At 71.9% G+C, this 21,380-nt stretch carries 19 protein-coding genes and 1 tRNA gene; 11 read left to right on the plus strand and 9 right to left on the minus strand.

Annotated elements, in window-relative coordinates; all coding sequences use genetic code 11:
- Window positions 1-12: 12 nt before the first annotated feature.
- Both nrtL and ABT232_RS06100 read right to left on the minus strand, forming a co-directional pair.
- Complete coding sequence (gene nrtL / locus ABT232_RS06095; protein WP_351836536.1) at window positions 13-990, minus strand: ArgS-related anticodon-binding protein NrtL; 978 nt, start codon at window positions 988-990, stop codon at window positions 13-15.
- 396 nt (window positions 991-1,386) lie between these two features.
- Window positions 1,387-1,899, minus strand: coding sequence for a response regulator (locus ABT232_RS06100; RefSeq protein ID WP_351836538.1), 513 nt, complete (start codon window positions 1,897-1,899; stop codon window positions 1,387-1,389).
- Window positions 1,900-2,012: 113 nt separating this feature from the next.
- On the opposite strand from ABT232_RS06100, the gene ABT232_RS06105 reads away from it, so the two are divergent.
- A tRNA-Arg gene (locus ABT232_RS06105) sits at window positions 2,013-2,084 on the plus strand.
- Window positions 2,085-2,333: 249 nt separating this feature from the next.
- Here ABT232_RS06105 and ABT232_RS06110 read toward each other — a convergent pair.
- The 4 genes from ABT232_RS06110 to ABT232_RS06125 form a co-directional block, all read right to left on the minus strand.
- Window positions 2,334-2,657: a hypothetical protein gene (locus ABT232_RS06110; RefSeq protein ID WP_351836540.1), complete on the minus strand. Its 324-nt coding sequence runs from the start codon at window positions 2,655-2,657 to the stop codon at window positions 2,334-2,336.
- The gene (locus tag ABT232_RS06115) at window positions 2,654-3,541 is read right to left on the minus strand and encodes a Shedu anti-phage system protein SduA domain-containing protein (protein WP_351836542.1); all 888 of its coding nucleotides are present in this window, start codon (window positions 3,539-3,541) and stop codon (window positions 2,654-2,656) included. Before ABT232_RS06115 ends, ABT232_RS06110 begins: the two co-directional genes overlap by 4 nt.
- 809 nt (window positions 3,542-4,350) lie before the next feature.
- Complete coding sequence (locus ABT232_RS06120; RefSeq protein WP_351836545.1) at window positions 4,351-5,082, minus strand: DUF7873 family protein; 732 nt, start codon at window positions 5,080-5,082, stop codon at window positions 4,351-4,353.
- A gap of 62 nt (window positions 5,083-5,144) precedes the next feature.
- Entirely contained in the window at window positions 5,145-6,731 is a 1,587-nt protein-coding gene (locus ABT232_RS06125; protein WP_351836548.1) for a hypothetical protein, read from the minus strand.
- A gap of 270 nt (window positions 6,732-7,001) precedes the next feature.
- Here ABT232_RS06125 and ABT232_RS06130 point away from each other — a divergent pair, with 270 nt between their 5' ends.
- Window positions 7,002-8,261, plus strand: a complete 1,260-nt coding sequence (locus tag ABT232_RS06130; protein WP_351836550.1) for an MFS transporter — start codon at window positions 7,002-7,004, stop codon at window positions 8,259-8,261.
- A 57-nt stretch (window positions 8,262-8,318) separates the two neighbouring features.
- Here ABT232_RS06130 and ku read toward each other — a convergent pair whose 3' ends face one another.
- Window positions 8,319-9,389: a non-homologous end joining protein Ku gene (gene ku / locus ABT232_RS06135; protein ID WP_450871721.1), complete on the minus strand. Its 1,071-nt coding sequence runs from the start codon at window positions 9,387-9,389 to the stop codon at window positions 8,319-8,321.
- Between the two features lie 73 nt (window positions 9,390-9,462).
- Between ku and ligD the strand changes: the two genes are divergently transcribed.
- The gene (gene ligD, locus ABT232_RS06140) at window positions 9,463-10,344 is read left to right on the plus strand and encodes a non-homologous end-joining DNA ligase (RefSeq protein WP_351836555.1); all 882 of its coding nucleotides are present in this window, start codon (window positions 9,463-9,465) and stop codon (window positions 10,342-10,344) included.
- Window positions 10,345-10,438: 94 nt separating this feature from the next.
- Here the strand turns inward: ligD and ABT232_RS06145 are convergent, their stop codons facing one another.
- Window positions 10,439-11,245, minus strand: coding sequence for a nuclease-related domain-containing protein (locus ABT232_RS06145; RefSeq protein ID WP_351836557.1), 807 nt, complete (start codon window positions 11,243-11,245; stop codon window positions 10,439-10,441).
- Between the two features lie 99 nt (window positions 11,246-11,344).
- Here ABT232_RS06145 and ABT232_RS06150 point away from each other — a divergent pair, with 99 nt between their 5' ends.
- The 5 genes from ABT232_RS06150 to ABT232_RS06170 all read left to right on the plus strand — a co-directional run bounded on the left by ABT232_RS06150 (window position 11,345) and on the right by ABT232_RS06170 (window position 17,716).
- Window positions 11,345-11,851 (plus strand): protein-tyrosine phosphatase family protein, encoded by a 507-nt coding sequence (locus ABT232_RS06150; protein ID WP_351836560.1) that lies wholly within the window; start codon window positions 11,345-11,347, stop codon window positions 11,849-11,851.
- 498 nt (window positions 11,852-12,349) lie between these two features.
- Window positions 12,350-13,117 (plus strand): hypothetical protein, encoded by a 768-nt coding sequence (locus tag ABT232_RS06155; RefSeq protein WP_351836563.1) that lies wholly within the window; start codon window positions 12,350-12,352, stop codon window positions 13,115-13,117.
- Window positions 13,117-14,376: an ATP-binding protein gene (locus ABT232_RS06160; RefSeq protein WP_351836566.1), complete on the plus strand. Its 1,260-nt coding sequence runs from the start codon at window positions 13,117-13,119 to the stop codon at window positions 14,374-14,376. Before ABT232_RS06155 ends, ABT232_RS06160 begins: the two co-directional genes overlap by 1 nt.
- A 521-nt stretch (window positions 14,377-14,897) precedes the next feature.
- Complete coding sequence (locus tag ABT232_RS06165) at window positions 14,898-16,262, plus strand: FtsW/RodA/SpoVE family cell cycle protein (protein ID WP_351836569.1); 1,365 nt, start codon at window positions 14,898-14,900, stop codon at window positions 16,260-16,262.
- Window positions 16,259-17,716: a penicillin-binding transpeptidase domain-containing protein gene (locus ABT232_RS06170; protein WP_351836572.1), complete on the plus strand. Its 1,458-nt coding sequence runs from the start codon at window positions 16,259-16,261 to the stop codon at window positions 17,714-17,716. Before ABT232_RS06165 ends, ABT232_RS06170 begins: the two co-directional genes overlap by 4 nt.
- A 20-nt stretch (window positions 17,717-17,736) precedes the next feature.
- On the opposite strand, the gene ABT232_RS06175 is transcribed toward ABT232_RS06170, so the two are convergent.
- Window positions 17,737-18,843, minus strand: coding sequence for a ferritin-like domain-containing protein (locus ABT232_RS06175; RefSeq protein ID WP_351836575.1), 1,107 nt, complete (start codon window positions 18,841-18,843; stop codon window positions 17,737-17,739).
- Between the two features lie 140 nt (window positions 18,844-18,983).
- Here ABT232_RS06175 and ABT232_RS06180 point away from each other — a divergent pair, with 140 nt between their 5' ends.
- The 3 genes from ABT232_RS06180 to ABT232_RS06190 are packed head-to-tail and all read left to right on the plus strand — an operon-like array spanning window position 18,984 to window position 20,925.
- A complete protein-coding gene (locus tag ABT232_RS06180) occupies window positions 18,984-19,922 on the plus strand; it encodes an AurF N-oxygenase family protein (RefSeq protein ID WP_351836578.1) in 939 nt (312 codons plus the stop codon).
- A 51-nt stretch (window positions 19,923-19,973) separates the two neighbouring features.
- A complete protein-coding gene (locus ABT232_RS06185) occupies window positions 19,974-20,630 on the plus strand; it encodes a TetR/AcrR family transcriptional regulator (RefSeq protein ID WP_351836581.1) in 657 nt (218 codons plus the stop codon).
- 10 nt (window positions 20,631-20,640) lie between these two features.
- Window positions 20,641-20,925: a DUF8847 domain-containing protein gene (locus tag ABT232_RS06190; RefSeq protein ID WP_502975336.1), complete on the plus strand. Its 285-nt coding sequence runs from the start codon at window positions 20,641-20,643 to the stop codon at window positions 20,923-20,925.
- The last annotated feature ends 455 nt before the right edge of the window (window positions 20,926-21,380 follow it).

Below are 21,380 nucleotides of genomic sequence, written 5' to 3' on the forward strand. Positions count from 1 at the left end.
CTGAAGGCTCTCTCAGAGATGGTCGGGTGCGTCGATGCCGAGCAGGGAGAGGCCGCCGGCCAGCACCGTCCCGGCGGCTTCGGCGAGGGCGAGCCGGGCACGGTGGGCGGCCGAGGGTTTCTCCTCACCGCACGGCAGCACCACGGGGAGAACGGGGAGAACGGCATCGGCGACGGTGACGAGGTGCCGGGCGAGACGGTCCGGGGCACGGTGGGTGGCGGCCGCGGCGAGGATGCGGGGGTGGTCGGCGAGCGCGGCGAGCAGCCCGTCCACCGCGTCGATGTCCTCGACGGGGCCGGGCTGCGCGGTGAAGCCGAGGTCGGCGGCGTTGCGGCCGAGAGCCCGGGTGCGGGCGTGGGCGTAGCGAACGCGGAAGAGCGGGTTGCTCTCGCGCTGGACCAGGTGATCGGCGGTGATCCGGGGACGATCGTGCGCGGCGGGGTACAGCAGCGCCCAGCGGGCGGCGTCGGCGCCGAGCGGCGCGGGATCCTCGGGCGCGGGCACCGGCCGCAGCGTCACCGGCTCCCCGTGCTCCACCTCGACCCGCCCGCCCTGCGAGGCCACGATGCGCACGAGCGCGTCCGCGAGCACCTCGGCGCGTACGTCATAAGGAATACGGAGGCCGACGATCCGGCCGGCCAGCGACTCGCCGTGCCCGTACCGGTCACCGTCCTCGATGATCCGCGCTACGAGACCGCCCGCGACGGAGGCCCCCAGCCGGATGTTGATGAACCCCGGCCCGGTGACCTCGACGCCCTCGACCCCCTGCGCCCCCACGAGATACGGCCGGATCACCTCGGCGACCCGCAGCGGCGGCTGCCCGGCCGGGCGGGCCAGCTGGAGCGCGATGTTGGTCGCGTAGTCCCCCCAGCCCCCCGGCCCCGGCGGCGCGACCACGACACGCGCAGGGACGGTCACACTCAGCTCCCCCGCGTCCACAGCACGACGCACCGCGTGCAGCACGGTGCGCGAGAGCTCGACGGGGGTCACGGGACAAGCGTAGGGGAGGAGGGGGGTGGGTAGGCGAGCCGGTTTGGCGAGGGTTCCGGCATGTGGACGACAGTGCGCGGCCGCGCCCTCTGTGCCTGCGTATGTCACCGTGGCCGGGGATGCCATACCGGGCGGGTGGGTCACCTTGGCCGCGGTGTCACCTTGGCCGCGGTGTCACCCCGGGCGCGGTGTCACCCCGGGCGCGTGTGTCACCCTGGCCGGGGATGCCATCCCGGCGCGTGGGTCATCCCGGGCTCGTGTGTCACCCCGGGCGCCGATGGCCCCCGCCCGCCTGCGTCCGCCGCCCGGCGTCAGCCACTCGGCGTCAGCCACTCGGGCCCCCGCCGCTCTGCCTGAGCCGCTCGGCGCCAGCCACTCGGAGCCAGCCTCTCGGCGTCAGCCGCCGGCCCGACCGGCACGCTCGCCTTCGCCGGCACCGAGCAGCCCTTCAGCCTCAGCCTCACCCTCATCCGGGGCGGAACCGCTCTCCCCCTCGACCAACTGCCGCACGATCCGCACGAGTTCCGCCGGCTCGAAGGGCTTGGCGAGGAAGGCGTCGACACCGACACCGTGCCCGCTCTCGATCTCGTACTGCGTACACGCGCTGACGATGGCGAGCGGGAGATCACGGGTACGGGGATCGGCCCTCAGCAGCGCGGCGGTCCGCAGCCCGTCCAGCCGCGGCATCACCACGTCCAGCGTCACGGCGTCCGGCCGCACCTGATGCACGACATCCAGACACTCGGCACCATCGGCCGCGGTCACGACCTCGAAGCCCTCCAGCTCGAGGTTGACCCTGATCAGCTGCCGGATGACCTTGTTGTCGTCCACAACAAGCACCCGACCCGACGCGCCTGGCACAACTCGAGAGTAGGTCCGGACCGGCCACCGCGTCCCGGTTTTCCCCACTTCCACCCCGTGCGGGCGACCCGACCCGCGCCACGACCAGGAAACCCGTTCATGAACACCCCCACGGAGCTGGTAGTGTTCTACCCGTCGCCGCGAGACACCGCGACCGACACGCCCCCGTAGCTCAGGGGATAGAGCAACGGCCTCCGGAGCCGTGTGCGCAGGTTCGAATCCTGCCGGGGGCACTCGCCGGTCACACGCTGAAAGTCGCTTCTGACCAGGGCGAATGCCGAGAAGAGAAGGCGGGAGTCAGTTCACTGACTCCCGCCTTTCCTCATTGTCTCTCAGCGTTCGCGACACACCTCTGGCACATGCCCAGGACGCCCTACCTTCCCTGTCTCGCTCCGCAGACTGATGGCCGCTCCGGGATGATCGCGTACTGCCGTTGCAGGATGCCGCCACGTCTGGACCGCCTGACCGGCTCTCTGTCCGCTTCAGGCGCGCCCGGGACGCAGGTGGCGGGAGGCTGCCAGGCATGAGGACAGCCAAGTCGCCTCAGAGCGGTCGATGATCAGGTCGGCGACGGTGATCACCCCATCCATGGCTCCGTCGAGCCGTATCGAATGATCAGCGACCCGGACCATTTCCCAGTCCGCGTCGCTGTGCCAGAGCCGGGCGGTCTTGTCGCCCCGCCGTTGGGCAAAGACGAGCTCCTCACCGTGCTCATTCATGAAATAGCCGACGTAGTCTTTGCTGCTGATGGCGCCACCGCAGAGTCTGGCGAAAAGCGGCTCGATCGCCGGAGAGTCGTCCTTCATGCCGTGTGTTCCCCCTGGCCGGAGGTCTGCTCGGCCGACGAGAGCGCAAGCATCCGCTCCGCGGACTCCAGCAAGGTCTCGTAGGTGATCACCTCTATACGCGCCAGATGCGTGTTGTAGGTCCGCAGCGTCTCTGCTACCTGCTGGGATGTGATTCCCTCGCTCACGTACTGCGGATGCCCGATCACCACGGTTGCGGAGGCCCTGCGTGTGTCAATGCCGTACTTCGCGAGGATGGAATCACGGCCTTCGTCCAAGGTCCGCAGGTAGTTCTGTGTCTGCGATACCGCGCGGTGGACCGGGGCGCCCAGCATGAGTTGCCCGCTCGGCCGGACAACCAGATTCCTGATGTTGGCGCGTTTGAGTTCCACCACATGCAAGGCGCCATCACCTCGCAGCAGCGGAATGTCGAGAACGGTGTCCGGGGCGTACTGGCGGCGGGCCAGCTCAGCCACGAACGCACCACCGAAGATCCACTCCTGGTTCTTCAGGCAGGCGTGGAGGGCGCCTTCGGAACTCTCAGGGTGGTTCACTGCGGCGCGCAGGGAGGTGAGGCCCGCCCGCCTCACCCGTAGTTCCAGCAATTGGGCCAGCATTCCAGCATCCGCATCTTCCAGGGAATCGCTCATCATCCGAGCTGTCTCGGCGGAGGCCGGCCGGGGCAGATCCCGCAGGATCAGTTCCATGTGCCCGAACTCTTGAAGGCGCTTGAGGTACTTGGCGGGCAGCTGGATGCCGCCGTCGCCGTCTCCGATCCCCAGATGGCCGGTGGACCGGGCGATGCCATGGAAGAGAGCAAGGGCGTCGGTGACACTCGCACCGGGGTTCTCGGCGCGCAGCGCCTCCAGAGCGGAGACGGCTTGCTCGGCGCCCATGGCGGCCATTCGCCGCATGAACTCCTCGCTACGCTGTCGCGCCTTCGGATCGTAGTAGTTCTCAAGAATGTCAAGGTAGAGTTTGCCGCTTGCGTAGCGGCGAACCTTTGGAAGCGCTGAGCCAGCGCAAACTCCTCATGGAGGAGGCACTCCTGGGCCACATCCTCCAGGGCGTCTACCAGCGGCCTTCCCTTGCCGTACGTCCCGCCGAAGCCGTCTCCCATGATGCGCAGCACCACGTCGATCCGTTTATGCACGTCAGCGTGGTCGGTGAGACTTCGCGCTTCTTCAACCATGAGCCTGAGCGAGTGGCTGGACCGGAATATCGCCATACCGGGACTCTAAGAGTCGGTACTGACAACGGCGGCGCTCACAACTACGGCTGGCCTCCCGGCCAGGTGCCCGAAGACGTGGCGGAGCCCGGGAGGCGTATCCAGCTCCCGGGCTCCTGGGGATGCCACCCAGTTGTGCACGCCGGCGGCGTTTAAGAGGTCGGATCAGGCGTCAGGCCGTCGTGTTCTTCCTTTGAACTACCGCACCGTGGGAGAGGTGCAGGCGAGAGTCGAACTCGCATCCGACGGCGTTCGTCCGGCCTCGGTCGATCCGGCGATCGGCGGCGATGCTGAGACTGGAGCGAGAGTCTGAGATTGATCGCGGCGACATCTGCCGGCGTGGGCAGTGTCACCGCTTCTTCAGGCTGAACTTCAGTGTCAGCTTGCGCTCCTCGCGCGGACCGGTCCTCATTTCCGGCCCGCGCTGTCGCGCACCCCCGCGCTCGCACGCGGGGGCGATCATGGGGTGCCGCCTGTCGGGCCGTGTCAGCCGAACAGGTAGCCGAAGACCGCGTCGCCGACCCGCTGGTCGGTGACCTCGGCGCCGTTGGCCTCCTCGCGGGCGAACTTCACGGCCTGCTGGAGCTTTTCGACGCGCTCCACCAGTTCGTTGACGCGCCGGGCCGGGAGCGCTCCGGAGAACTTCACGGTCGTCCAGTAGCCGATGGGCACGTCCTCGTAGTACACCTCGACCTGCGCCGGGTGCTTCTCGGTCGCCTCCGCCTTGACGTGGTTGCGGGGGACCTTCTTGGTGCGGATGGTGCGGACCGGGTCCGTCTTCCACCAGTCGGTGGACGGGTCGTGCGACCAGGACTCGGCGGCGTCGAGGGTCGGCAGCTTCTTGACGAAGGTGTGCAGGTCGGTGAGCTGCTTCTCCAGGAACAGGAGGTAGCTGACCGGGACGTCGGCGAGGATGGTGCGGCCCTCGACCGTGACGTCCGCGCGGGCCGCGCAGTTCGCCCAGTCCTTGGTGGCGGTGACGTCGAACAGCCGGGTGAGCGACGTGGACATCTCCCGCAGCACGTCCTCGGCCTGCACCTGTACCCGCGTGGACTCGGGCGGCAGCTGCTCGCCCTCCTCGTCCTTCGGCTGGTAGGTGCGCGAGATGCCGGCCAGCAGGGCGGGCTTCTGCACCTTGTGGTGCGCCGCGGTGATGTCCTGGAGCGATCTGCTCTTGACGCCCTTTTCGACAGCGATGATCTGGTTCAGTTTCGCCACTTCGGTCCCCCTTCGAACACGCGGAAACCTATCGGGCGAGGGTGGTGCGGCGCATGTGGTTTTCACGGCCCGCAGCGCGTGTGTCCCGATGCCGCCGGCGACAGCCACACCTGGTTGGCGGGCAGCTTGACCGGTTGCCCGGTTCTCGGGTCCCACAGCACCGCCGTCTCCCCCGCGACGCCGAAGGAGAGGTACGGGGTGCGCGGGTGCAACTGCGGGCCCTCGCCCGGGATTTCCCTGGCGGGAGCGACAGGTCGTACGCAGGTCCACTCCGGTTCCACGCCGAAGTACGAGGGCGGGTCGTCGCCGCGCACGGCCGCCGCGATCGTACGGTCCACGGCCGTTCCGGCGGAGTCCCAGGCCTGCACCCCGGCGGTGACCAGCATCGCGAGGAACAGGCACATGTTCAGGATGATGTTCGTGCCGTCGCCCGGGGTGGCGTACCGGTGGTGCCGGTGGCGGGCGAAGCCCCACCAGGCCGGGACGATGAGGACGAAGCTGAGCATGACGAGCAGTTTCGCGGCGGCCAGGACCTGCCAGATGGGTGGGACGTCCAGGTCGTCCGGGGCGAGCGAGAGTCCGTCGGCGTACAGCGCGTGCAGGACGGAGCCGGCGGCCACGACGAGGGAGACGGTCACGGTCGCCACCAGCGGGACCGCCCACGCGACCCACTCGCCCCAGGTCCACTGCCGTACGAGCAGCCACAGGCCGGCGATGACCGTGACCACGACGGCGGTGATCAGGACCTGTTCGGGCGGCGGTGCCTGGCCGTCGTCGCTCAGGAAGCCCGTCCCCACCGCGGTGAACACCAGTGGGCACAGGACGGCGCAGAGGACGCCCTGGGCCCTCTTCCGCTCCCCGGTCAGCTCCCAGCCCGCCCGGACGGCGCCGCACAGTCCCAGCAGGGCGACGGTGAGCAGGATGCCCCAGCCGAGCGGGGTCGCGTGGGTGGTCAGGGTCAGGGCCGCGGCGGTCAGCAGGGACCACAGGACGAGCCGCAGGACCCCGCGTTCCACGTGCTCCTCCCGTCTGTACGGCGCCGGTTCGCGCCATCGGCCGTCCAGCGGGCGCACGGCCACGGTGGTGGGCCCCGCTTCATGAGCGGCGCGGGCCAGGCGCAGCGCCTGCCGCGGGGTGCCGGATATGTATCCGTCCCTGTCATAGCCGCCGAGGTGGGTGATCCGCTGGATCAGATGGCGCCGCCAGGCCGGGCGGCGGCCCTGGACTCGGCCCTCGCCTCGGCCCCCGCTTCCGCCCTCGCTTCCGCCCCCGCTTCGGACTTGGTGGCCGAGCCGGTGGAGCGTGCTGACCGTTCGCCAGTGCGGGTACATCTGCCGGTCGCGCGCGAGTGGGTCGGCGCGGCGGACGTACGCCTCGAGCCGCGCGCCGCGGGCGACCTTGCGGACGCGGTCGGCCGCGCCGCGGTCGCATCCCTTGGCGATGCCGAAGAGGCGGACCTCGATCTCGTACACGCGTGAGCCGGGGTCGGGTTCCAGTGCGGCGCCCAACGGGCCCTCGCCGGACGGATGGTGGGCGCGGACCGGCCAGCCGTGCGCCGCGAAGCGCTCCTCGGCCTCCTGCCAGTCGTGCGGGCCGCCCCGCACCTCCACGAAGACCCGGACCCGCTGGTCGTATCGCGGCTGCGTCATACGGGGTGCTTCCTCCTGGGCGGTGTCCCTGATCCTCGCACGGGCCGGTGCCGGCCGCTGTCCGGTCGTACAGCCAGGGACCCCATTTTTTGTCCCGGTGGACGGGAACCGGGGCCCGACCTGCGGTTTAGCGTTCACGTTCCGTTCAGCACCGTCCCCAACCCAGCTCGGGAGTGAACAGGCATGAGCAGCGCCGGATCAGCCGGATCAGCCGGATCAGCCGGACCGGACGTGGGCGAAGAGGCCGTGAGCGGCGCGACCCCGAAGGGTATGCGTCGTATCGCCACGGCCAGTTTCGTCGGCACGGCCATCGAGTTCTACGACTACTACATCTACGGGACCGCCTCGGCGCTCGTCCTCAACGAGGTCTTCTTCCCCGAACTGTCCGAGACGGCAGGCACGTTGGCGACGCTGTCGACGTTCGCCGTCGGGTTCGCCGCGCGGCCGCTGGGCGCGGCGGTCTTCGGGCACTTCGGGGACCGGGTCGGGCGCAAGGCCGTCCTGGTCGTGTCGCTGCTGATGATGGGCCTCAGCAGCGGGCTCATCGGGCTGCTGCCCGGTTACGAGACGCTGGGGCTCGCCGCTCCCGTGCTGCTGGTGCTGCTGCGGCTGGTGCAGGGGCTCGGGCTCGGCGGGGAGTGGGGCGGGGCCGCGCTGCTCGCGGTGGAGCACGCGCCGAAGGGGAAGCGGGGGCTCTACGCGGCGGCGCCGCAGATGGGGTCACCCGTCGGGTACTTCGCGGCGACGCTCACCTTCCTGGTGATGTCCTCGGCGCTGAGCGAGGACGCCTTCGACAGCTGGGGGTGGCGCATACCGTTCCTGTTCTCGTTCGTGCTGGTCGCCGTGGGGCTCGTCATCCGGCTGAAGATCGCCGAGTCGCCGGCGTTCGCGAAGGTGCGGGAGGAGGAGCAGGAGAGCAAGGCGCCGCTCTTCGAGGCGTTCCGGCGGCATCCGAAGGAGATGCTGCTCGGGGCCGGGATGATCACCGTGGTGTACGTGATGTTCTACACGGCCGCCACCTACTGCATGACCTACACCACCGGCACCCTCGGCGTCCCCAAGAACACCATGCTCGCCCTCACCCTCGTCGCCGTCGTGGTGCTCGGGCTGTCGACCTTCTTCGTGGCCCGCTGGTCGGACGTCATCGGGCGGCGCAGACTGATCATCGGGGGCGCGGCGTTCGGTGTGGTGTGGGGAGCGGTGCTCTTCCCGCTGCTCGACACCGGGAACCATGTGCTGATCGCCGTCGCGCTGAGCGGTGCGCTGCTGTGCATGGGCATCATCTACGGGCCCGCCGGCGCGTACATGCCCGAGCTGTTCAGTACGCGGATGCGGTACTCCGGGGCCGGGTTCTCCTACAACCTCGGCGGTGTGCTCGGCGGTGCCGCCGCCCCGCTGATCGTCACCGCGCTCGCCGAGAACTACAGCCCGGCCGTCGGCGGGTGGTTCATGAGCGCGATGGCCCTGCTGTCGCTGGTCTGCGTCATCGCCCTGCCGGAGACGCGGGAGCGGGACCTCGACGCGATCTGAGGCCCGCCCGCTCCGCCTCCGACTCCGCCTCCGTCCCGGGTGTGCCGCTCGGTCCGCTCACGCCGAGCGCTTGCGTGAGGTCGTCGATTTCTTCGCCGCCGAGTTCGCCGTGGTCTTCGCCGTCGACTTCTTCGCGGCGCTCTTGGAGGCCGCCGCCTTCTTCGTGCCGCTCTGGGCCGACTTCGCCGTCGACTTCCTGGCGGAGGAGGAGGCGGCGGTCTTCTTCGCGGCCGTCTTCTTCGCCGTGGACGTCGACTTCTTGCCGCCGGTGTCCTTGGGCGCGGAGCCGGTCTCCTTGCGCGCGGAACCGGTGGCCTTGCGCGCGGGGAGGGATCTGACCTCCGCCTCCTCGCCGCGCGACTCCTTCGCCGCGCGCACGCTGCTCTCCAGCGCGGCCATCAGATCGAGCACCTTGCCGCCCTTCGGGGCCTCCGGCGCCTCCGGGAGCGCCTCGCCGGCCGCCTTGGCGGCGATGACCTCCTCCACGGCCTCGCGGTACTCGTCGTGCAGGTCCTCCAGGTCGACCTCGCCGAGGGTGTCCATGAGGGCGTCCGCGAGGTCCAGCTCCTTGTCGCGGACGGTGACGCCGGTCTCGGGGGCGACGCCCTCGGGGGCCCGGACCTCGTCGGGCCAGAGCAGGCCGTGCATGGCGATGGCGTCGCCGACGACCCGCAGCATGCCGAGACGTTCGCGGCCGCGCAGGGCGTACTTGGCGATGGCGACCTTGTTGCTGCGCTTCAGTGCCTCGCGGAGCAGGGTGTACGGCTTGGCGGCGGGGGCGCCGCTCGCGGCGAGGTAGTAGGCGGCGTCCATCTGGAGCGGGTCGATCCGGTCGGCCGGGACGAAGGCGACGATCTCGATCGTCTTGGCGGTGGGCAGCGGCAGCTGGGCCAGGTCCTCGTCCGTGATCGGGATGATCGAGCCGTCCGCGTCCTCGTAGCCCTTGCCGATCTCCGACTGGGTGACCTCGCGCTCCTCCAGTTCGCACACCTTGCGGTAGCGGATCCGGCCGCCGTCCTCGGTGTGGATCTGGCGGAAGGAGATCGAGTGGCTCTCGGTGGCGTTCACCAGCTTGATGGGGATGCTGACCAGGCCGAACGAGATGGCTCCGTTCCAGATGGATCGCACGCGTCCCACCTTTCCCCTCGACGAGCGATATGAGCATGAGGCGATATGTGACGGTTTCTGTGATTCTCATCGTATGACGCCGATCACAGAGGTGGCGGGCCGGAGGCTCGCGCTCAGCAATCTGGAGAAGGTGCTGTATCCGGCGTCCGGCTTCACCAAGGGCGAGGTGCTGCACTACTACGCCACCGTCGCCGAGGTGCTGCTGCCGCATCTGCGCGATCGGCCGGTGTCCTTCCTGCGCTATCCGGACGGGCCGGACGGGCAGGTCTTCTTCGCCAAGAACGTGCCGCCGGGTACGCCCGACTGGGTCACGACGGCCGAGGTGCCCCGGTCGGAGGGGCCGGCGCGGATGGTGCTCGTGCAGGACCTGCCGAGTCTGATGTGGGCGGCGAACCTGGTCACCGAGTTCCACACCCACCAGTGGCTGGTGGACACACCCGAGGAGGCGGACCGGCTGGTCTTCGACCTGGACCCGGGCCCGCCGGCGACCGTCGTCGACTGCTGCGAGGTCGCGCTGTGGCTGCGGGAGCGGCTGGCCGCCGACGGGATCGAGGCGTACGCCAAGACCTCCGGATCCAAGGGGCTGCATCTGCTGGCGGCGGTGCGGGGGGCGTCCTCCGAGGAGACGTCCGAGTACGCGAAGGCGCTGGCCGTCGAGGCGGAGCGGACGATGCCGCGGCTGGTCGTGCACCGTATGACGCGCAGTCTGCGGCCGGGGAAGGTGTTCGTGGACTGGAGCCAGAACGCGGCCCGCAAGACGACGGCCACCCCCTACACCCTGCGGGCGCGCGCCGAGCCATGGGTGTCGGCGCCGGTGACCTGGGCGGAGGTCGAGGCGTGCGGCGATCCGGCGCAGCTGGCGTTCCGGGCGCCGGACATCTCTCCTCGCGTGCAGGACTACGGCGATCTGCTGGCGCCGCTGCTGGAGGGGGGGCGGGCGGGGGTGCTGCCGTGAGGGTCGGTCCCCGTCCAGGCAGCAGTTGTGTGCCGGGGCGCGGGGCGCGGGCCCTGGTGTGGAGCGGGCTCGCCGTCTCGGGTGGGGCCGCGTCTCACAGTCGCCGCACCCACGTCCCCCTGTCCCGGGCCATCGCGTGCAGTGCCTCCACGTCCGCCGGTTTCAGTACGCCGCCGAGGTGGCCGAGGCCCGGCAGGTCGGTGTGGGTGAGGACGCGGACCTCGCGGGGTGGGGTGGGGAGGGTGAGACGGGCGGGGTGGGTGACGGCCAGGACCGGGTGGACCTCCGCGGTGAGGGCGTGGGAGGCGCGGGACGCGTCGGCGCGGAGGCGGCGCAGCAGCGGCGTGGGGTCACCGCGGCCCAGGGTGACCAGGGGGTCGGCGACCAGTACCCGCTGTTTGCGGGCGGGCAGGGTGTGGACGGCGTAGAGGCCGCCGGGGCCGATCAGCAGGTGGTGGATGCGGTCGCCGCCGGGCAGCGGCACCGAGTGCAGGGTGTGCCAGCCCGCTCCCTCCAGGGCGTCCAGCGCCTCCCCCACCTCCTGTTCCGCCTCCAGCGCCCGGCGCCGCGGATCCGGGCGCAGCAGGTGGCCGCCGCCGGGATCCCGGTCCAGGGCGACGAGCAGGGCCTCGCCGGGGCGGTTGGGGGCCAGGTCGTCGTCGGGGTGGAGGCTGAGCCGGGCCAGTTCGGCGGGGGTGGGGACCGGCGGCGGGCCGACGGTGACCGGGCCGGTGACGAAGGGGCTCAGGGCGTGCAGGACGTCCGCTCTGCGGTCCTCGCGCAGCAGGTTGACGCGGGCGGTCTCCCGGTCGTACCAGGCGATGTTCGCGCCGTCCGGGAGGCAGACGTAGAGCCGGTCCCGGCCGAGGTGCCGGGTCGGTACGACACGCAGTCCGCTCATGCACCATCACCTCATGACCATGGGAACAGGCGGGGTGCTGCGCGGGCAAGAACCCGGCTACCGTGGAGCAGAGTTGGGAGCGCGGTTGGGGAGGCGCCGTTGCGTACCCGCGGGAAGCAGCCCGACGTACCGGCTCCGGGCGGCCCGTGGCACGAGATCGTGCCCGGTCTGTGGATGGGCGGACACGAGTTCGAGGGGCCGTCGGGGCATCTGGAGTTCGCTGTCGTGCGCAGCGAGTTCGACCTGGTGCAGACCCTGCTGCGGCTGCCCGGGCACGGTCCCGATCCCGGCGTCGAGCACCAGGTGTGGCCGATCCCGGACGGGCCGTTGGACGGTACCCAGCTCGCCGGGGTGATCCGGCTGGCGGAGGCCGCGGGCGAGGCGGTGGCCGCGGGGCGCAGGGTTCTGGTCCGCTGCTACCACGGGTACAACCGTTCGGGGCTGGTCGTCGGGCACGCACTGGTCCGGCAGGGCCGCTCGGCCGAGGAGGCCATCCGGCTCATCCGGGCCCGCCGCTCACCCTGGGCACTGCACAACGACCTGTTCGTGGACTACCTGCGGGCCGGACTACCGACGGCGCGCCTGCTGGAGGAACTGGCCGAGTGAGGCTTCCGCCGACGGCAGGCGGCTGGTGGGGTCCTCTGGCCTACCTCCCCAGCCTTCCTCCTGCCGTGGCAGGCGGCCGAGGGGCCTTCCTCCCGCCGTGGCGGCCGGCCGGTGGGGGCTTCCTCTTGCCGTGGCGGGCGGCCGGTGGGGGCTTCCTCCCGCCGTGGCGGCCGGCCGGTGGGGGCTTCCCGCGCCGGCAGCCGGCCGGCGGATCCTTCCGGCTGCGGAAGCCGGACGATGGGCTCCTCCCGCCCTGGCGGCCGGCCGGTGGGGGCTCCCTCCCGCCCTGGCGGCCGGCCGCTGGGGCCTTCCCGCGTCGGCAGCCGGCCGGCGGATCCTTCCGGCTGCGGAAGCCGGACGACGGGGCCCTTCCCCCACGACAGCCAGCCCGAGGGGTACCTCCTGGTACCTCCCACTACGGCCGCCGGCCGACGGCAAAAAGGACTTCCGCACGAATAAGGTGTACGCGTCCTGGTCGCCCCCGATCACCGGAGTGCCGTGCCCGTCCGCGTCCGTGTCCGCGCCCGTCCGCGCGTCTTCGTCGCCGTGGTCCTGCTGCTGGTCTGCGGCGCGGCCGCGGCGGCCTGTGGTGACGCCGGCGGGCTGCGCGGCGCGGGTCCCACGCCGACCGCCGAGGGCCCGGCCCGGCTGTGGCCGACGCTGCCGCCCGCGTCCAGCCCCGCGTACGAGATCGGCGAGGTGGAGCGTGAGGTCGTCAAGGGCGTGCCGGTGCCGGGCGGGGACGTCCGGGCGGTGGACCCGGTGGCGGTCGTCCGCACCGAGATCGACGCGCACCCGGACGACTACGAGGGGGCCGACGCGCGGTACCGGGTCACGGGCGCGCGGATGGCCGACTGCGGTGCCGGGGCGGGCCGGGGCCGGTGTCCGGTGCTCACGCCGTACTACCGGGATCTGACCGGCGACGGGCACGAGGACCTGGCGCTGGGCTTCCGGCAGCTGCCGGGCGAGCTGACCGCCGTACGCGTGTACACCGTGGAGAAGAACCGGCTGGTGCAGGTCATGACCTGGGACGACGCCGTGAGCGGGGTCGAGCTGGCCGGGCGGTCGGTGATCATCCGCTCGCCGTCCGAGGTGAAGGGGTACGAGTACCGCCTCCAGTGGAGCTGGGACCCGGAGCAGCGGGCGATGCTGCTCACCCACGACGAGATGCTGCGCACCGACCGGCGCACTCCGTCCCCGACCTCGACCCCGCTGTCCCCGTCCCCGTCGTCGTCTTCGTCCCCGTCTCCCGCGGAGAGCCGGTGATGAGGCTCCCCCAGTGGGCCGGCACGCTGGCCGTGAAGGCGGCGCTGTTCATCACCGTGATGTGCTGCGCCCTCGCCGCGCTGCTCGGTGCCCTGGTCCATGTGTCGGTGACCAACCAGACCGTCGGCGAGGCCCGCGACCTGGCGCTGTCCCGGCTGGCGGAGGCGACGACGGCGTACGAGGCCGGGGACCCGCTGATGCCGGGCGCGGGCCTCGACCCGCCGGAGCTGCCCGAGGCGCTGCGCCAGCTGGCGGTCGCCGGGCAGCGCGGCACGATGGTCGCCGACCGTCACGGTCGGCCCACCATGTGGGCGGCGGGCCCGGCCGACGGCGGCCACGCGCTCGCGGTGGCCGTCGACCACGCCCAGCAGGCCCGCACCATCGACGGCCTGGACCGGGCGATCGTCTGGTCCTCGGCGCTGGCGATCGGGGCGACGCTGCTGGTCGGCGCGTTCGCGGTGACCCGGGTGACCCGGCGGCTGCACGCCACCGCCCGGGTCGCGCGGCGGATCAGCGCCGGTGATCTGGACGCGCGGGTGCACGACCGGCGGGCCGAGGACGCCCGGCGCCCGCAGGACGAGGTGGCCGCGGTGGCCGCCGCGCTGGACTCCATGGCGGCGTCGCTCCAGGGCAAGCTGCTGGCCGAGCAGCGGTTCACCGCGGATGTGGCGCACGAGCTGCGCACACCGCTCACCGGTCTGCACGCGGCGGCGGAGCTGCTGCCGCCGGGGCGGCCGACGGAGCTGGTGCGCGACCGGGTGGCCGCGCTGCGCACGCTGACCGAGGACCTGCTGGAGATCTCCCGGCTGGACACCGGCCGGGAGCGGCTGGAGGTGGACGCCGAGGAGCTGGGCGCGCTGGCCGGGCGGGTGGTGCGGGCGTCGGGCACCGACAGCGAGGTGCGCGTGATGCGGGACGCGCGGGTCGAGACCGACCGGCGGCGGCTGGAGCGGGTGCTGGGCAATCTGGTCGCGAACGCGCACCGGCACGGGCGGGCGCCGGTGGTGCTGACGGTGGACGGGCCGGTGGTCACCGTCCGGGACCACGGCGACGGCTACCCCGGCTATCTGGTGGCGCACGGCCCGCAGCGGTTCCGTACGGAGGGCGGGGCGCGCGGGCACGGGCTGGGGCTGACGATCGCGCTGGGCCAGTCGGAGGTGCTGGGGGCCCGGCTGGAGTTCGGCAACGCGCCGGACGGCGGGGCGGTGGCGACGCTGACGTTGCCTCGGACACCGCCGCCATCGACCTCCTCCACGTGACGCCCCCTGGCCTCCTCCCCTCATAACGCCCCCTGCCCCTCCTCCCCCGCATGACGCCTCCGCCCACCTCCACCACGTAACGCACGCCTCCACCGTGACGCCTCCACCGTGACGCCTCCGCCCGACGGAGGAAACGGACGCTTCCGTCCGGCGGAAGCATCCACCTGCGCTCTCCCCGATGGCGCAGCCCGAAGAGCGCCACGCACGCTCCGCTCCTAATGTGGCGGACAGTCACCTTCACCGGCCCACCGGCCCGCCGGCCTGCCGGCCAGCCAGTCAGCCCGCCAGCCCGCTCACCCCGCCCGTCCGCCCGTCCGCCCGCCCGCCACGGAGGCACCCCATGCCCACCCGCTCCCCCTCCGCCCGCCCGGCCGCGGTCACGGCCGCCGGGACCCGGGCCCGGAGTGCGCGCGCGGGCACGGGCGTGGGTGCGGGCCGCGGCGGCGACACCACCGGCCCCGCGCCACGCTGGTGTTGACGACCAGAGCAAGCAAGTCGCCCTATTTGGGTAGGTTCCGGACATGATGAAGGCCGGAACCGGAACCATCGTGGCAGCGGACGCGCCCGCTCCCGCGGTACGCCTCCCCCGGCGCCGTGGCGTCGAGCTCTCCCTCATCGTGGTCGCCGTACTGCTCCCGGTGTGCGGCTACTGCGCTGTCGGCCTGGCCAAGGAGGGCGCGATCCCGCCCGGCGCGGCGGGCTACGGCGCCGGGCTCGGGGTGCTGGCGCTCCTCGCCCATCTGGCGGTACGGATGCGCGCCCCGTACGCCGACCCGCTGCTGCTGCCCATCGGCGTGCTGCTCAACGGCATCGGCCTGGTGCTCATCTACCGGCTCGACCTGGAGACCCCGGCCGACCGGGCCGCCCCCGCCCAGCTGATCTGGTCGACGCTCGGCGTGGGTCTGTTCACCCTGGTCGTCCTCGCCCTGCGCGACCACCGCGTTCTCCAGCGCTACGCGTACGTCTGCGTCGCCGCCGCCCTGGCCCTGCTCACCCTGCCGATCTTCTTCCCGTCGGTGAACGGCGCCCGCATCTGGATCCGGATCGCCGGGTTCTCCATCCAGCCGGGCGAGTTCGCGAAGGTACTGCTGGCGGTGTTCTTCGCCGCGTATCTCGCCGCCAACCGCAACGCCCTGGCGTACGCGGGCCGCACCGTGTGGAAGCTCCAACTGCCCACCGGGCGGGTGCTCGGCCCGATCGTCGCGATCTGGCTGCTGAGCGTCGGCGTGCTCATCCTGGAGCGCGACCTCGGCACCTCGCTGCTCTTCTTCGGCCTGTTCGTCGTCATGCTGTACGTGGCCACCGGCCGCACCGGCTGGATCGCGGTGGGTCTGCTGCTCGCGGTGCTCGGCGCGGTCGCCGTGGCGCGGCTGGAGCCGCATGTGCACAGCCGGGTCGAGGACTGGCTGCACCCGTTCGCCACCATCGACGCGGGCGAGGGCCCCAACCAGCTCGCCCAGTCGCTGTTCGCCTTCGCGGCGGGCGGCCTGCTCGGCACCGGGCTGGGCCTCGGCCACTCCATCCTCATCGGCTTCGCCGCCAAGTCCGACTTCATCCTGGCGACGGCGGGCGAGGAACTGGGCCTGGCCGGCCTCTCCGCGATCTTCCTGCTCTACGCGCTGCTGGTGGAACGCGGCTACCGCGCGGGCCTCGCCCTGCGCGAGCCCTTCGGCCGGCTGCTCGCGGTCGGGCTGGCGTCCATCGTGGCGCTCCAGGTTTTCGTGATCGCGGGCGGGGTGACCGGCCTGATCCCGCTGACCGGCATGGCGATGCCGTTCCTCGCCCAGGGCGGCTCCTCGGTCGTCACCAACTGGGCGATCGTGGCCCTGCTGATCCGGGTGAGCCACGCGGCCCGCAAGCAGTACGACGGGCAGGTCGCCCCATGACCCGGTACATCCGGCACGCCGCCGCCTTCTGCGCCCTGCTGCTGGTGGCGCTGCTGGTCAACGCCGCCCGCATCCAGATCGTCCAGGCCTCGGCGTACGACGACAATCCCGCCAACCGCCGTCAGGTCATCGCCCGTTACGGCCAACCGCGCGGTGACATCCTGGTCGGCGGCAGGCCGATCACCGGCTCCAAGGACACCGCGGGCCGGCTGCGCTACGAACGGACGTACACGGACGGGCCGCTGTACGCGCCGGTCACCGGCTTCGCCTCGCAGGTGTACGGCTCGACGTTCCTGGAGCACGCCGAGGACGGCATCCTCTCCGGCACCGACCCGATGCTCTCGCCGCTGCCGCTGATCAGCGACCTGACGCGGGCGCAGAACGACGGCGGCGATGTCACCACCACGCTCCACGCGGGCGCCCAGCGGGCGGCGTACGAAGGGCTCGGAGCGCGCAAGGGCGCGGTGGCGGCGCTGGAGCCGGCGACCGGCCGGATCCTGGCGCTGGTGTCGACCCCGTCGTACGACCCGGAGTCGCTGTCGGGCAACGGGGAGACCGTGGGGCGGTCCTGGGCGCAGCTGAACGAGGACCCGAGCAAGCCGATGCTGAACCGGGCGGTGCGGCAGACGTATCCGCCGGGCTCCACCTTCAAGGTGGTCACCGCGGCGGCGGCGCTGGACGCGGGCGTGATCAGGAACATCGACAGGCCGACGGACTCTCCCGCCCCGTACACCCTGCCCGGCACGACGACGAGGCTGACCAACGAGGTCGAGGGGTGCGAGAACGCGCCGCTGCGGGTGGCCTTCGAGCGGTCCTGCAACACGGTGTTCGCCAAGCTGGGCGTGGACGTCGGGGTGGCGGACATGGCGGCCACGGCGGAGGCGTTCGGCTTCAACGACACCGGGCTGCGGATCCCGTTCGAGGTGTCCCGGAGCACCTTCGACACCACGGTGGACCGGGCGCAGCTGGCTCTGTCCTCCATCGGCCAGTACAACACCCGGGCGACGCCGCTCCAGATGGCGATGGTGGCGGCCGCCGTGGCCAACGGCGGTCAGGTGCGGGAGCCGTACCTGGTGGAGCGGACGACGTCGGCGGCCGGCTCGACGGTGTCCGCGCCCGGCCCGCGCCCGGCGCGCCAGGCGATGCAGCCGTCGACCGCCGTGCGCATGCGGGAGCTGATGCGGAACGTGGTCGAGCGGGGCACCGGCGGCAACGCGGCGATCCCCGGCGCGAAGGTCGGCGGCAAGACCGGCACCGCCCAGCACGGCATCGGCAACTCCGGGACGCCGTACGCCTGGTTCGTCTCCTGGGCGCAGGGTGAGCGGGATCTGGAGCCGCAGGTGGCGGTGGCGGTGGTGGTGGAGGACGCGGCCGCCGACCGCGGGGACATCACCGGGGGCGGGGTGGCGGCGCCGATCGCCAGGGCCGTGATGGAGGCGGTGCTCGATCGCTGAGACCGGCACCGCCCGGGGTGTCAGCCCTGGGCGCCCGCCTCGATGGCGTCCGCCACCTCCGCGACCCGCTCCCTCTCCTCCGCCGCGAAGCGTTCCGCGTCCAGTTGTTCGGCTATCTCCTCGTCCTGGGCCATGAGGAGGTCGAGGTTGGAGTCGCCGAGTTCGAGGACGCCCATGTCGACGTAGGCCTGCTGGAGGCGCTTGCCCCACAGGCCGATGTCCTTGACGCAGGGGACGATGCGGCTGAAGAGGAGCTTGCGGAAGAGGGCGAGGAACTCGGAGCGCTCGGCGTACTCCTCCGCCTCGGCCTTGGGGACGCCGAAGTTCTCCAGGACCTCGACACCGCGCAGCCGGTCGCGCATGAGGTAGCAGCCCTCGATGACGAACTCCTCACGTTCGCGCAGTTCGGCGTCGGTGAGCTGCTTGTAGTAGTCGCGCAGGGCCATGCGGCCGAAGGCGACGTGGCGGGCCTCGTCCTGCATGACGTAGGCGAGGATCTGCTTCGGCAGCGGCTTCTTCGTGGAGTCCCGGATCATGCCGAAGGCGGCCAGCGCCAGGCCCTCGATCAGCACCTGCATGCCGAGGTAGGGCATGTCCCAGCGGCTGTCGCGCAGGGTGTCGCCGAGCAGCGACTGGAGGTTGTCGTTGATCGGGTAGAGCAGGCCGATCTTCTCGTGCAGGAAGCGGCCGTAGATCTCGGCGTGCCGGGCCTCGTCCATGGTCTGGGTGGCCGAGTAGAACTTGGCGTCCAGGTCCGGGGCGGACTCGACGATCCGGGCGGCGCAGATCATCGCGCCCTGCTCGCCGTGCAGGAACTGGCTGAACTGCCAGGAGGCGTAGTGCCGGCGCAGTTCGCCCTTGTCCTTCTCGGTGAGCTTCGACCAGTGACGGGTGCCGTACAGGGACATCGCCTCGTCGGGGGTGCCGAGCGGGTCGAAGGGGTCGACCTCCAGATCCCAGTCGATGCGCGTGGCGCCGTCCCACTGCTTGTCCTTGCCCTTCTGGTAGAGGGCGAGGAGGCGGTCTCGTCCGTCGTCGTACTCCCAGCTGAAGCGGGCCTCGCCGGTCGCGGGCACGGACCAGCGGGGGTCGTCGGGGGTGTTGGCGTACAGATCGAAGGTCGGCATGTCCCGCAGGCTCCTACGCGGTAGACGCGGGGTCAACAAGTCTCGCGCGGGGGATTGACGGGCTTGCTGACAGGCAGTCTCATAAGACCAGTGACTCGCGGGTAACCGGACACAGCTCCGTACGACGAGATGGGACTGCCATGACGACCCTGACGGAAGCCGACGCGGTCGAAGGGCTGCGCGACGCGCTCGGCCTGCTCAAGGACCGGGAGCAGGTGGCCGAGCGGCTGCTCGACTCTTCCGCCAAGCACTCCTTCGACCCGGACAAGGAACTCGACTGGGACGCCCCCTTCGAGGACGGCAAGTGGTTCTGGCCGCCGGAGCTGGTGTCGCTCTACGACACCCCGCTGTGGAAGCGGATGGGCGAGGAGCAGCGGATCCTGCTGTCCCAGCACGAGGCGGCGGCACTCGCCTCGCTGGGCATCTGGTTCGAGCTCATCCTCATGCAGCTGCTGGTCCGGCACATCTACGACAAGGCGGCGACGAGTGCGCACGTGCGGTACGCGCTGACCGAGATCGAGGACGAGTGCCGGCACTCGAAGATGTTCGCGCGGCTGATATCCCGCGGCGAGACGCCCTGGTACCCGGTCAGCCGGACCCACCAGAACCTCGGCCGGCTGTTCAAGACCATCTCCACCACGCCCGGGTCCTTCACCGCGACCCTGCTCGGCGAGGAGGTGCTGGACTGGATGCAGCGGCTGACCTTCCCCGACGAGCGGGTGCAGACCCTGATCCGCGGCGTCACGCGCATCCACGTCGTGGAGGAGGCGCGGCACGTGCGGTACGCCCGTGAGGAGCTGCGGCGGCAGATGGTGACGGCGCCGAAGTGGTCCCAGGAGTTCACCCGGGTCACCTCCGGCGAGTTCGCCCGCGTGTTCTCCGTGGCGTTCGTCAACCCCGAGGTGTACACGAACGTCGGACTCGACAAGCGCGAGGCCATGGCCCAGGTGAAGGCGAGCGGCCACCGCAAGGAGATCATGCAGACCGGCGCCAAGCGGCTGACCGACTTCCTCGACGACATCGGCGTGCTGCGCGGCGTCGGCCGGCGGCTGTGGCAGTCGTCCGGGCTGCTGGCCTGAAGGGCCCGTCACCCGGACACGCGGCAGGGGTCGCCGGTTACGCTGCCGGTCATGACCCCCGAGGCCCCCGCCCGCAGCTACCGCCGGCTCAGTGTCGAGGAGCGGCGCAGTCAGCTGCTCGACGCCGCGCTCACCCTCTTCGCGCACCGGGCCCCCGAGGACGTCGCGCTGGACGACGTGGCGGAGGCGGCCGGCGTGTCCCGGCCGCTGGTGTACCGCTACTTCCCCGGCGGCAAGCAGCAGCTGTACGAGGCGGCCCTGCGCTCCGCCGCGGAGGCGTTGCGGGGCTGCTTCGACGAGCCGCGGCAGGGTCCGCTGCTGCCGCGGCTGTCGCGCGCCCTGGACCGCTATCTGACCTTCGTCGACCAGCACGACGCCGGCTTCAGCGCGCTGCTCCAGGGCGGCAGCGTGGTGGAGACGTCCCGGACCACCGCCATCGTGGACGGCGTACGGCGGGCCGCGGCCGTGCACATCTACCGGCACCTGGACGTCGACGAGCCGGGGCCGCCGCTGCGGATGACCGTGCGGATGTGGATCACGGCGGTGGAGGCGGCGTCCCTGATGTGGCTGGACGACGACAAGCGGCCGCCGGTCGAGGAGCTGCGGGACTGGCTGGTGGACCAGTTCGTGGCGGTGCTCTCGGTGACCGCCGCGCGGGACGCGCAGACCGCGGCGGTCGTGGCCGCGCTCGCCGCGGCGGATGGCTGACACTGGTGCCGTGAAGAGCGAAGACACCCCGTTCGAGGGCGGGCCGATGGACGGCCGCACCCTGCCCGTCCTGCTGGGGCTCACCGGGCACCCGCCCAAGACGTACCGCATCCCCGTCCCCGACGCGGCGGGCGGCCCCCCGACCGTCCTGGTCTACCGACGCGTCTCGCGCGGCCAGGGCCGTCTGACCCGACGCTGGAAGTACGTCCACGACCCCGAGGGCGCCCTGGCCGGGGACCGGCCCAGATGGCCGTGGTCGAAGCCCCGCCCCCGCTCGGGCCCCACCGACGACTGACCACCGCTCACCGACCCGCCCGCCCCCGCGGGCTCGCCGGGACGCCCGCCCCCACCGGCTCGCCGGGACCCCCCTGCCGCCCGGATCACCGTCGCCGCATCCGGCCGTCGCCGCGCCCTGGACGCGGACCCGATGGGCCCGCACGGCCGCGCCCCGAAGGCGACCCACGGGGCCGGCCCGTTCCGCACCCGCACCACCGCAGCCGTCGCCGCCACCCTGCACACCCACCCGGTACGACCCCGCGCCCCGCGCCTCGAAGGCGACCCACCGAGCCGCCCGCTCCGCACCCGCACCCGCACCCGCACAGCCCTCGCCGCCACCCTGCACCCCCACCCGGTACGACCACGAGCCCCACACCCCCCGCCCTCGCCCCGACGGCGACCCACCGAGCCGCCCCGCTCCGCGCGCACCCCAGGCCCCGGCCCCTCCGCCACGCCACCCGACCCCTCGCCACA

It is taken from the genome of Streptomyces sp. NPDC001532, assembly GCF_040298625.1.
GTDB lineage: Bacteria > Actinomycetota > Actinomycetes > Streptomycetales > Streptomycetaceae > Streptomyces.